We start from the raw sequence: 11616 nt of genomic DNA, 5'->3' as shown, positions 1-11616 counted from the left end.
ACACGTTAAAAAGTATAAGTATAATAAAAAGAAAAAACAACTCTTTTTTTAAAATTTTTGTTTGCTATTTTTCCGGATTGCTGTTATTCATAAAATATAGAAAAGGGATAAGAGGAGAAAACATGAAATATAAAAAAATTAAACCTGCAAAAATTTATGAACAAGTGGCAAATGAATTGATAGAGATGATCCAAAACGGGGAGCTTAAGCCCGGGGATAAGCTTGATCCGGTGCCACTTTTGGCAGAAAAGTTTTCCGTGGGGAGATCGGCTATAAGAGAAGCGTTAACGTCACTAAGGGCGCTCGGCTATATTGAGCTAAAACAGGGAGAGGGAACGTTTGTTCGTAACTTTGATGCGAGCGGGATTTCGTATCCCATTTCGCAGGCAGTCCTGATGAATCAGGAAGATGTGGCAAATCTGCTTGAAGTCCGGAAGATTCTTGAAGCCGGAGCAGCCGCCACGGCCGCTGTCAAACGGACCGAAGCTGATCTGGAAAGGATAAGGCAGGCGCTCGCAGATATGAAGCGGGCGACGGGGAACGAAGAACTCGGTGAAAAAGCAGATCTTGCCTTCCATCTTGCCATTGTCCAGGCTGTACAAAATCCGATTCTTGCCGGGCTGATGAACCAGGTTGCTGAGACGATGGAGGATGCAATGAAAGAAACGCGCAGAATGCTTCTTTTTTCTGATCCTTCCACATTGGGCGCCTTGTATGAGCAACATGAAAGAATCAGGGTAGCCATCGAAGAAAAGGACAGCGAAAAAGCGCGCAAGGCCATGATCGACCATTTGCAGTTTGTGGAAAACAGTCTAAAGGATTTTCTGCGTTAACCAATCTGTTTTCATGAACGCAAATCCGGCCCTTTTCTTCAGCAGGGGATCTGTTTTGGGGTAGTCCGGCTCCCTTGATATTGGCACCTGAGAATGAGAGGAAATTTAAAGCCTGTTCCGCTTTGAAAGATTTTTCAAGCAGAACAGGCTTTTGTATTGCGCCGATTCGTACGACTTCGGGCTTTCGATGACAGGATAATACCGAAGCACAACAGCTGGAAACATGAGGTGGTGTGAATTTCTCGGCTGATGTTCCGTGTGGATGACAAGGGCATGCGGCCTGGATATACTATTGCTACCTTGTCTTCTTGTCTGATTTCATGCTTTATTTTTTGTGTCACTTTCCTCCGCGCTTTCCCATATACATAGGGTATAGGCAATTTTTCAGCAAATGGAAAGCGGGGTGCGGCGGCGATGAAGCAAATGTTTTCAGCGTTGAGCGTCAAGATTAAAGAAAATGCGATTGATGTGTATATGGACAGCATCGAGCCGGCTGTCCGGGATCCGGTATTTTTCAGCGTCGGCATGCCAAATGGCGGCATGATCCCGAAAAAAGAACTGCAGCGCATCATGAATGAAATCTTTGAGGCAGATCCGGCACGCCTGTATGAGTATTGCAGTGCAAAAGGGTTTGGGCCGTATGTGGATGTTATCTCTAAAACGGAAAATATTCCGGAAAGCTATATCATGGCGACAAACGGCAATACGCAGGGGGTTGACCTTGTCTGCAGAATGCTGCTGGATGAAGGGGACGGTTTTGCAATGGAAATGTATACGTATTCCATTGCCTTTTCGGCGGTGCACCAGTACCGGCTCAAGGCGGTCGGCATTCCGCTTGAACAAGACGGTTTGGATGTCGATTTTCTTGAAAAAACATTGCAAACAAGAAGATTGAAAGCGCTTTACATTATTCCAAATGCTCAAAACCCAACCGGCGTCACCACCTCTCTCGAAAAACGGAAAAAACTCATTGAACTTGCTTACCAGTATGATTTTATCATTATAGAAGATGATCCGTACCGTGATCTGCTGTTTCACGGCCGCCCTCCTTCCTTGTTCGAACTCGATTCCTTAAAAGAAAGAACCATATACCTGTACAGTTTTTCAAAAGTTATGGCGCCGGCGATGCGGACCGGCTTTATCCTCGCGCACCCGGCCTTTCTGAAAAAACTCGAACAGTTTAAGCAGGTAACAGACGCCTGCACATCGCCCATGAACCAGATGCTGGCGGGAAAACTCATTTCTTCCGGAAACTGGCCGCAGATTCTTGCAAAGCAAAAACAATTTTATGAAAAACGGAAAGACTGGACAAAACGATTTATACAGCATATGCACGAGACGGAGCAATGGGAAGGGTCTGAACCTGCCGGCGGGCTGTTTTACTGGATCGATGTCAAAAAAGGCGGTGTGGCGGAATGGATGAAAATGGCGGCACAGGACGGCGCCGTGTTTGTGCCGGGTGATGCCTTTACGCTTGAGCGCGGGCTAAACACAAAAATCCGCCTTTGTTTCGCCTACTGCAGTGATGAGGAAATGAAAAAAGGGTTTTCCCGTCTAGAAGAAAGTTTTAAAAAGTGGAAGAAAACAAGCGCTTAACGGGGGAGGATCTGCTAAAGGGATTTCCGGGCATGTAAAAGTTCCGGGATCCCGCGTTCTCCGGGCTTACCTGGCTGTTTGTCATTCGTATATTGGGATTTTTTCACGCTCTTTAAAAAGAGAGCGGCGTCTCCTTATCACCGGCGGTCTTCAATATCCGTTTATGCCGGAATGTTTCATCAGCGGTATTCAATCCCATGTATCCCTGGAATGTTTCATGAATAGGCGTTTTGGCGCCCTTTACGGTCCGGAAGGCGTTCCTCGAAGCTGCTGAGTTTCGCAAGCTCCTTACCGGTCTTCAAAAGGCAGGCGCAACGGGAGGAAGAAACCGGTGATTCGGTTTTTTACCCACTCCGCTGCTATTTGCGGGTGGTAATTCTTTTCAAACCGCCAGCCGCGCACAAACACGGTATAGGAAAGGTCGTTCCGTTTGTAAAAGCGCATCTTTTTTCTGCCGGCTTCCCGTTTGACCTGAGCGAGGCAGGATGAAATTTGCAAGAGCATTTGGTCCGTTGCAAAAAGATAAGGCTCTTTAAATTTTAACAGGCTTGCCCGGATCGCTCTCTGGTCCCGTTCCAGCGTCCTTTTGGCAAGCGGCAGGAGGATAAATGCCTCGATCAGCTTTTCTTCTTCCTCGGTTAAGATTTGCGGCATACGGATCACCTGTTTCCATTATATAAACAAACGTACGTTCCTGTCAATGCTTACTTGGTTTTAAGGGGATGGGTTGTTATAATAATGTTCACCCTATTCGCCAACGAGGCGAATGCATCCTATTACTTAAAAAGGAAAATGAAGAGATGAATGGAAAAGACGGAGATTTTGCGAAAGGCTGTCTGATTGGCATTGGCTTGTCCATTCCGGTATGGGCTTTTGTAATATGGGTTTTGTTCAGGCTGTTTTGAGCGTTTCCGTTTTCCACGGCTGCTTTTGTAAAAACAGGTTACCTTCGCTCCGGCCGGGGGCAGGTGCCGGCACGAATCTGCGGCAGGTAACAGGTTATATTGTCTTTGCTCCCGTTTGATGGAAAGCCGGTAAAAAAGCAAATGCGGGGGCTGGATCACCTTCCATCTAAGCCCTTGGTTACCGTGACAGCCATCGGGATCTATTGCCTTCGCTCCCGCCCGAATAGAGAATTTTTTATTCCGCTAAAGCAGGCAGCCTCTCCCCTTTGTTTAGCATATGCAGTTACCGGGTATTTTTACAATAGACAGGCAGTGATGCTAAGGAACATCAATCCAACCGGGAGGAGGGCACCAAATGGATTACAACAAGGACAAAAAAGGCGACTCGCCGGAACAACAGGAAAAACAGCATCATCATAAAGACATAGAGCCGGAAAGATCTCCGGTAAAACCGCAGGAAAAGCAAAAATAAAAATTGAAAAGGGCAGGCTCCGGACAACGGGGCCTGCCTGTCTTTATTGTTCCATATTGGTCACCATGTTGTGGACCTTGTCGCGTTCTGCCTGGCTAACATTAAGATAGTAAATGCCGTCAATGGTTGTACTGTTGCCTTTAACTTCATAGTCTGTCGTATTTTGGCGGCAGTCGCGGTAGTTCATCGCAATGTTTTTCATATCATCAAGTGTCAGGTTTGTTTTGACATTGTTCTGGATCGCAGCCAGGATTTCCTGATAACGGGAGAAAGACTGGATGGTCGCCGCTTTGTTAATGACGGCCATAATGACGTCACGCTGGCGCTGGTTACGGCCAAAGTCACCTTGAGGATCAAGGTGGCGCATTCTTACATAACCGAGCGCTTTTTTGCCGGTATCCAATGTAATGTTCCCTTTGGCATAATAGTAGCCTTTTTTATAATACCCTTCGTCATGCCAGCTGATTTTATTGTAGACGGTTACGCCGCCGACAGCATCTACAAGGTCAGCCAATCCTTCCATATTCAAGCGTATGTACTGGTCAAGGTTTAAATTAGCAAATTTGTTTACCGTATCCAGTGCCATTTTTGGCCCGCCGTAAGCATAAGCCGCATTTATCTTATTCAATGTTCCCTTGCCCACGATTTCTGTCCTCGTGTCACGCGGAATGGAGATCATCTGCATGGCTTTCTTTTGCGGGTTCAGTGTAAGAATAATGAGCGTATCGGATCTTCCTACATCTCCGGCCCGCTCATCCACGCCGAGTAAAAGAATGGAAATTGGTTTTTCACTTTTGATTTTTTCAGTGTTTTTCTCGGATGGTTTCACGGATTTGCTGTCATACATTTTATCTGCGGCATTTTGGACAGAATGGTAGACGTAATAGGCGAACCCTCCGCCCCCGATCACGATGATCGCTAAGAGAATCCCGAGTGTGATGAATATCTTCTTCTTCATTTTTTCGACCCTTTTCTTTGAATTTTTTATTTAATCTAATCGCTATCATATCATGGTTTTTCCAAATTGTTAACGGGGATTTTTCGTTTATGCAATGGTCCGGCTTTTCTCTTGTAATTTATTAGAAAAAGAAGAGGATGTGTGCGTGAAATGTGGCGAAAATGGCTGCAAGAAAAATGGTTTGGGTTGAGGCACGTGACAGGACGAGGAAGTGGAAGCAATGGAACACATGAAAATGCCAGGCCCGGGCGAAGCAGAATAGATGTCTGTTTTGAGTGCAGGCACATGAGAAGGGACTGGACGAAGGAAAAAAGGAGCACGCGGCCAAATGCGCCGATTTTTTTCACCTTTTGCCTGCGGGCTTCCGTTTCCCAAGTTTGCATGCATTTTTTCGCACTCTGTTTTACACGGGTGCTTCTGTATTGCTTAAGGCTTTCAATTTCGGTATGATAATGGCACGATATGAGACAGATTTGACCAGAGGGGGGCGCTTGTGGGAGAGCTTTTGAGAAATCGGTTTGTCCGGATGGTATTTGTATCCGCGTTGTTTTTGCAGGTGGGCATTTGGGTGCGGAATTTTGCCGTCCTGTTGTTTGTGACAGAAAAAACAAACGGCGACCCGTTTGCCGTTTCCATGATTTCAGTGGCGGAGTTCCTGCCCATTTTCATTTTTAGCTTTATCGGCGGGACATTTGCGGACCGCTGGCAGCCGAAGAAAACAATGGTTTGGTGTGATTTGCTGAGTGCCGTGTCCATTTTTGGCGTCATCGGCGCGCTTGTTTTTGGCTCGTGGCAGTCCGTCTTTTTTGCAACACTGATTTCCTCGATTTTGTCGCAGTTTTCGCAACCGTCCGGGATGAAACTGTTTAAAATGCATCTTGAGGAACGCCTGATCCAGCAGGCAATGGCCGTTTACCAGACCATTTTTGCTGTTTTCATGATTCTTGGCCCGGTGGTCGGCACGTTTGCCTATGAAAGGTTTGGAATCGATTATTCTATTTTGATAACCGGTCTCGCTTTCCTGTTTTCCGCCGCGAGTTTGTCATTTATCCCGAAAGACCAGGCCATGAAAAAGAAGGAAAAAGTGTCGAATATTTTCCAGGAAATGAAGAGCGGGATTCGCTATGTTTTGTCTAAAAAGGAATTGCGGCTGCTGGGACTTGGTTTTCTGGCGGCAGGGCTTGGCGTCGGTTTTATCCAACCGATGAATATTTTTCTCGTAACGGACCGTCTCGGCCTGCCGAAAGAGAACCTGCAATGGCTTGTGATGGTGAATGGCATTGGGATGATTACAGGCGGGGCTTTTTCCATGGCCTTTTCAAAATCTGCTTCACCGCAAAAAATGCTGTTCACCGGTATGCTTGCAAATGCCATTGGGCTTGCGGTAATCGGTGCTTCGACTTCGCTTTGGTTGACACTCGCCGCCGAACTCGTTTCGGGCTTTTTCATGCCGAGCATCCAGATCGGCATTAACACCCTGATCCTGCAAAATACGGAATCCGATTTTATTGGCAGGGTGAACGGCATTTTGAGCCCGCTTTTCACTGGCTCCATGGTGGTGACCATGAGCCTTGCGGGGGCATTGAAGGAATGGTTTTCGATCACGGCTGTTTTCGAACTTGCTGCGTTGTTTTTCATTATCGGGCTGTGCTTTGTTTTTCCAATGTTGAAAACAGGCGTGCCGGGGAATGCAGAATCGAAGGGAGAATAGCGGCAGCAGTGCCCGTTTGCTGCCCGCTGCCGTTAACCGGAAAAATTTGATGCAAATAGGAATGAGCGGCGTGCCCGCGGCCATTCGCTGAAAAAGTCAGTGATCAAACAGCAGTGACAAGTGTCTCGAACGCCAGCGAAAAAAATTCGGAGGGGCCCGATCTGTTCGCGTACAAATTAGCCAATCAAAAGGCAATGAGCTGTTTTCTCATTGCCTTTATTTTTTACCGCCCCATACAATGGCCTGGCACATTAGGTTAAAGCGATATGCCGTTCATTCATCCTCTGAAAATCACCATGTTGATCGTATGTTGTTTATCATTACCCGCTTGGCGCAGCGGGGGCAGCAACGGAATAAGAATCTTGATTTTAAGGGATGATAAAGCATTTCATTTTCATGCTTATGGTAAAATGAATATAATTGGGAGCGCTTTAACGGAGGGGATTAGAATGAAAACATACCATATCGCGGCGATCCCGGGCGACGGGATTGGAAAAGAAGTGGTGCCGGCTGCCATCCGTGTGCTGCATGCGGCAGCGGAACGGCATGGCGGAATCCGGTTCGAATTCACGGCGTTCCCGTGGAGCTGTGATTATTATCTTGATCAGGGAAAAATGATGCCGGATAACGGGCTTGAGATTTTAAAAGATTATGAGGCTATTTTTCTCGGGGCAGTCGGCAATCCAAGGCTTGTGCCGGATCATGTGTCGCTTTGGGGCCTTTTGCTGAAAATCCGGCGCGGCTTCGAACAGGTGCTGAATATCCGGCCTGCAAAGTATTTCAAAGGGCTGCAGTCCCCGTTAAGGGACCCGAAAGATTTTGATTTCATTGTCGTGCGTGAAAACAGTGAAGGGGAGTACAGCGAGGTTGGCGGCAGAATTCATCGCGGTGAAGACGAAATTGCGATCCAGAATGCAATTTTTACAAGAAAAGGAACAGAGCGGGCGATGCGATATGCGTTTGAACTGGCGCAAAAACGCGGCCGACGCCTGACCAGTGCAACGAAATCAAACGGCATTTTCCACACAATGCCTTTTTGGGACGAGGTGTTCAGCCAGGTAAAGGCTGGCTATCCGGATGTGGCTGTAAACAGCATGCATATTGATGCGCTGTCTGCTTTTCTGGTGATGAAGCCGGAGACTTTTGATGTCATTGTTGCGAGCAATTTATTCGGGGATATTTTAACAGATATTGGCGGCGCGATTATGGGCAGTATCGGCATTGCGCCGTCCGCGAACATCAATTTGGACGGGAAATATCCTTCCATGTTTGAACCTGTCCACGGCTCGGCGCCGGATATTGCAGGAAAAGGCATTGCCAACCCAATAGGCCAAATTTGGACAGCTAAAATGATGCTCGATCATTTTGGCGAAACAGAAATGGGTGAAACGATAATGGATGCAATCGAATGGACGATTGAAAAAGGCATCAAAACCTCGGACATCGGCGGAACGGCAACAACAGAAGAAGTAACAGAAGCAGTTTGCCGGCGCATTTTACAAACTTAAAGAAAGCGAAGCCTGTATAGGGTTTGCTGAATCAGTAAAATTTCTAGATTTGGCAAGGCTGCTGACAGCTTTGACAACAATTTTAATGTAAGGGTTTTACAAAGTTTGCACTTGAAAGCCGATTCAACGTATGAAAAGATAAAATCGTCATTTTCGCAAAAAGATTCTACTATATTTTGAGACAGGGCTTGCAGACAAATTGGGTACAAACTCAGCATCGGATTCGTTCAGCAACCCCTATATGAAAACAATCGGTCTGAGCCGGGAGCCCGCGGCTGAGCGTTACCGGAAGATGAGTGAAGAAGTGAAATGCAGGCTTGGTGGGCTGCCTTCGTCGAAATATATCCTTTGCAGCGTGGATTTTGCGGAAATGGAGCAATTGCAGGTATGTGACTAAACAAATGAATAACGACCGGACCGGGAAATGATCCATCCGGAAAAAGGGAGGGGCTTGCACATAAGCCCCTCCCTTTCAGATCCCCTTCATCCGTTCCGGCAGGTTTTGGATCGATTCAATCACCGCATCAAGCTTGGCCTCAATCCGGTACAGCAAAAAGACGGTGACGGCGACCGGAAACCCGACTTCACTGATGAGCGACACCATTTCATGCATTTCTCCTCTCCCCCTGTAAAATCAAGAGCCCCCGTTCCGAAAACGGGAACCGGGGGCAAAAGATTACGCCAGTGTATATTCAGTAATGTTTTGCTCAATAAGACGTGCACCTTTCACGCTGGAGAGCGCCGTGCCGGATGAGCTGACCAGCACGCCCGAGCCGAGCATCTGAGCCATGGCGTTTTTCACTTTCACCGTATCGATGGGTTCTGCCGGCTCATCGACTGCAACCCTCACTGTTTTGTTATCCTGCGTTAAAAACTGAAGTTCCAAAGTTTTCATCTATCCATTCCCCCTTTTTTAATTTTTACTCACTGATGTCATTCAAGTCAGTGCGCGTTACACGGACCAGCGCTTTTTGCTGCAGTGAAGCATATGCGTCTGCAAATTGCCGGATCGCATCGGGTGTTGCAGAGGCAGCCACATTGGCGAACGACTTCGCTTTGGTTACCGGTTTTCCATTTTCATTCACCCCGTTATCAAAGATTAATGAAATGCGGGAACTTGTTAAATGGACTTGTGCCATTCCCGCTCACCCCCTTTCACTCCTTATATAGCGGCTGAATAGAAAAAAGGGTACTTTTTTGTTGAAAAGAGAGAAACAGGGAGAGGAGGCGGGCAGTGCAACAGAGGCAGGACAATCGTTTTAGAAAATAATCCTCTTGGTTAAACAAAGCCGAACCATATGACAGGACTTTTGTAAATGAAATGGAAACAGTAGCGCCAGGGCTACAGCCGCGGCCGAAAACTCCACCATCCAGCGGGAATATGAAAAATTTCCCGCTGCTTTAACAGACATGCCCCCAAAGTGTGCAGGGCGGCCCTTAAGAAATTCTCCCAAAGGTTGCACAAAAAACGTCTTTTCAAAAAGCGGTACGGCCCCTGCTGTTGCAAAAGAATCCGCTCAGCAGGATGAAACAGCCAAGCAAATGGGAACAAGGACGGTTAAAAAACTCCGCTCTTCTTTTTCCTGAACCGGACAGCCAAAATTCGGCCTGCTGTGCTAGAATGAAAGAAGCAACTTTTTAAAATTGCCGGGTTGCCCGGACAAAGGTGCAGGAGGAATTTCATTGAGAATGTTCAGACGGGCATTATCCTTGCCTATTATACTATCGCTATTGTTTATACTGCCGGCCGGGGTATTCGGTGCAGGCGGAAGCGCGTCGGCTCAGGATTATTATAAACTTGTCAGCAACGAGTCTGCCTCAAGCCTTTCGACAGAGCCGACTGGCACCTTCAAGGTTGTGAACCTGGCAGCGCTCCGTCAAAAGTTAAAGAGCAACGTTTACCGGATTGATTACCAGAAGCCATTTGATCTATTAAAATATTTAAGCCTTCGGAAGTATTCCGTTCGCATGGATACGAAAAGGGCCCGTCTTCCCCGGGTGGGAGATACGAAAAAATTCTGGGTGTCCAATCTTGCCAGCAATAAAGATTATCAAATAAGTGCTAAGCTTTTATACAGCGGTCCGCATGCGGATGTCTGGGTATACAATAACCAGCTGAACGACGCCCAGGCTGCCCAGCTTGGAAAAGAATTTGACAACCGTATTTATGCGCTCGATACAAAATATTTCGGCATGCCATCCGATGTTGATGGAAATGGGAAAGTGAATATTCTTTGTTATGACATCCAGGACGGATTTGACGGCTCGGGCGGATATGTTGCCGGCTATTTTTACCCGCTTGACCTTTTTGATGCCGACACTTCCAACAAGTCGGAAATCTTTTATATTGACACGTACCCGCTTATGGGGACGGGGACATCGAAAAATGTAACCGAAGCGTATTCAACACTCGCCCATGAGTTTCAGCATATGATCTCTTTTAACCAGAAAGTGTTCGTCCAGCACCATTGGGATACGTTTGATACATGGATTGACGAAGGGATGTCCATGGCCGCAGAGCAAATTTATACCGGAAAGCCGCTTTCCGATCGGATTGATGATTATAACAACGATGCTTCAATTACAAATGGCCACTCGCTTCTCTACTGGGATAGTAACGGGGATGTGCTTGCCAATTATTCCTTGTCCTATTTGTTCATGGAGTATTTGAAAATTCAATGCGGACAAGGCGATGCCATTTTCAAAAAAATCATGGACGATCCGAACACGAATGAAAAAGCCATCGAGGATGTGATCCGAAAATACATTGACCCGAACCTGACTTTCGGGCAGTTTATGACCGATTTCCGGGCCGCGCTCGTGTTAAAGCAGACAAACGGATTATACGGGTTTAAAGGGGATGCCGCGTTCAAGCCGCTCCGAATTAAAACTTACAACGGCAGTTCATTGAAGCTAAAAGGCGGCGGGGCGGTTGTGAAAAAGCTGTCTTCACCAAGCCGCTTTTCCGTTCCGTCTGGAAAAGGACGGGATATGACGTACACGCTGCTGTCGGGAAATATCGGCGGCAAGGCGCAGCAACCGAAAACACCGAAAGTATGGACTGTCGGCGATAATAGCACATCCATTTCCGGCAGCTCCGACCCGGGGATCGAAGTAGCCATTATGAAGAACGGAAAAATACTTGCCCGCGGCACAGCGGACGGGAAAGGATATTTTAAAGTCCCGGTTTTAAAGCAAAAAGCCGGAACCGTCCTTTATGTCTACACAGAGGCCGGTTTAAAAAGCAGCAAAGTGAAAGTTATAGTAAAAGACAAAACGGCACCGGGCATGCCGACTGCCGGCAATGTCACAACGAAGTCCACGCATGTTGTGGGTAAAGCGGAAAAATCAGCAGTTGTCTATGTATACCGCGGCAGCAAACAGATCGGCAAAGCCACAGTAAATGCCAAAGGCGCATACAGTGTAAGAATCAGCAAACAGAAAAAAGGCACGAAGCTTTCCATTTTCGCGAAAGACAGAGCCGGAAACAAAAGCAAAACAAGAACGGTTACGGTAAGGTGAAAGAAAGTAAAAGTTTTGCTTGGCCGAAAAAATTGCGTAGTGATTAAAAAACTTGATGCTTGCCGATTGGATGATTTATTGATGAATGGTAAGTTTTTATAGGAATACGAA

At 46.9% G+C, this 11616-nt stretch carries 10 protein-coding genes; 5 read left to right on the top strand and 5 right to left on the bottom strand.

All coding sequences use genetic code 11. The features are described 5' to 3' along the window. Window positions 1–122 precede the first annotated feature (122 nt). Together NFR98_RS03020 and NFR98_RS03015 are read left to right on the top strand one after the other, a co-directional pair. Window positions 123–833, top strand: coding sequence for a FadR/GntR family transcriptional regulator (locus NFR98_RS03020; RefSeq protein ID WP_014096073.1), 711 nt, complete (start codon window positions 123–125; stop codon window positions 831–833). A gap of 414 nt (window positions 834–1247) precedes the next feature. Then, window positions 1248–2429 carry an aminotransferase-like domain-containing protein gene (locus tag NFR98_RS03015; RefSeq protein ID WP_251459663.1) on the top strand — a complete coding sequence of 394 codons (1182 nt, stop codon included), beginning with the start codon at window positions 1248–1250 and terminating at the stop codon, window positions 2427–2429. A 288-nt stretch (window positions 2430–2717) separates the two neighbouring features. On the opposite strand, the gene NFR98_RS03010 is transcribed toward NFR98_RS03015, so the two are convergent. Continuing rightward, entirely contained in the window at window positions 2718–3083 is a 366-nt protein-coding gene (locus NFR98_RS03010) for a YhjD family protein (protein ID WP_014096071.1), read from the bottom strand. A gap of 766 nt (window positions 3084–3849) precedes the next feature. Continuing rightward, window positions 3850–4764, bottom strand: coding sequence for an LCP family glycopolymer transferase (locus NFR98_RS03005; RefSeq protein WP_017551945.1), 915 nt, complete (start codon window positions 4762–4764; stop codon window positions 3850–3852). A gap of 493 nt (window positions 4765–5257) precedes the next feature. On the opposite strand from NFR98_RS03005, the gene NFR98_RS03000 reads away from it, so the two are divergent. Both NFR98_RS03000 and NFR98_RS02995 read left to right on the top strand, forming a co-directional pair. Then, window positions 5258–6475, top strand: a complete 1218-nt coding sequence (locus NFR98_RS03000) for an MFS transporter (RefSeq protein ID WP_017551947.1) — start codon at window positions 5258–5260, stop codon at window positions 6473–6475. Between the two features lie 449 nt (window positions 6476–6924). Further along, entirely contained in the window at window positions 6925–7983 is a 1059-nt protein-coding gene (locus tag NFR98_RS02995) for a tartrate dehydrogenase (RefSeq protein WP_046721811.1), read from the top strand. 472 nt (window positions 7984–8455) lie between these two features. Here the strand turns inward: NFR98_RS02995 and NFR98_RS02985 are convergent, their stop codons facing one another. The 3 genes from NFR98_RS02985 to NFR98_RS02975 all read right to left on the bottom strand — a co-directional run bounded on the left by NFR98_RS02985 (window position 8456) and on the right by NFR98_RS02975 (window position 9122). Then, complete coding sequence (locus tag NFR98_RS02985) at window positions 8456–8596, bottom strand: YvrJ family protein (protein WP_013858438.1); 141 nt, start codon at window positions 8594–8596, stop codon at window positions 8456–8458. A 63-nt stretch (window positions 8597–8659) separates the two neighbouring features. Next, window positions 8660–8878, bottom strand: coding sequence for a DUF2922 domain-containing protein (locus tag NFR98_RS02980; RefSeq protein ID WP_017551950.1), 219 nt, complete (start codon window positions 8876–8878; stop codon window positions 8660–8662). 25 nt (window positions 8879–8903) lie between these two features. Next, the gene (locus NFR98_RS02975) at window positions 8904–9122 is read right to left on the bottom strand and encodes a DUF1659 domain-containing protein (protein WP_017551951.1); all 219 of its coding nucleotides are present in this window, start codon (window positions 9120–9122) and stop codon (window positions 8904–8906) included. Window positions 9123–9666: 544 nt separating this feature from the next. Between NFR98_RS02975 and NFR98_RS02970 the strand changes: the two genes are divergently transcribed. Further along, on the top strand, window positions 9667–11505 hold the full coding sequence (locus NFR98_RS02970) for an Ig-like domain-containing protein (protein ID WP_017551953.1): 1839 nt from the start codon (window positions 9667–9669) through the stop codon (window positions 11503–11505). The last annotated feature ends 111 nt before the right edge of the window (window positions 11506–11616 follow it).

Source organism: Weizmannia agrestimuris (assembly GCF_943193165.1).
In the GTDB taxonomy this organism is placed as follows: Bacteria; Bacillota; Bacilli; order Bacillales; family Bacillaceae_C; genus Weizmannia; species Weizmannia faecalis.
This window is presented reverse-complemented; position numbering and strand designations above follow the sequence as displayed.

What these genes read in the sequence shown, in the direction of transcription:
- NFR98_RS02985 (WP_013858438.1), bottom strand. Translation starts at nt 8,596, where the DNA reads ATGCATGAAATGGTGTCGCTCATCAGTGAAGTCGGGTTTCCGGTCGCC.
- NFR98_RS03010 (WP_014096071.1), bottom strand. Translation starts at nt 3,083, where the DNA reads ATGCCGCAAATCTTAACCGAGGAAGAAGAAAAGCTGATCGAGGCATTT.
- NFR98_RS03005 (WP_017551945.1), bottom strand. Translation starts at nt 4,764, where the DNA reads ATGAAGAAGAAGATATTCATCACACTCGGGATTCTCTTAGCGATCATC.
- NFR98_RS02980 (WP_017551950.1), bottom strand. Translation starts at nt 8,878, where the DNA reads ATGAAAACTTTGGAACTTCAGTTTTTAACGCAGGATAACAAAACAGTG.
- NFR98_RS03020 (WP_014096073.1), top strand. Translation starts at nt 123, where the DNA reads ATGAAATATAAAAAAATTAAACCTGCAAAAATTTATGAACAAGTGGCA.
- NFR98_RS02995 (WP_046721811.1), top strand. Translation starts at nt 6,925, where the DNA reads ATGAAAACATACCATATCGCGGCGATCCCGGGCGACGGGATTGGAAAA.
- NFR98_RS03015 (WP_251459663.1), top strand. Translation starts at nt 1,248, where the DNA reads ATGAAGCAAATGTTTTCAGCGTTGAGCGTCAAGATTAAAGAAAATGCG.
- NFR98_RS02975 (WP_017551951.1), bottom strand. Translation starts at nt 9,122, where the DNA reads ATGGCACAAGTCCATTTAACAAGTTCCCGCATTTCATTAATCTTTGAT.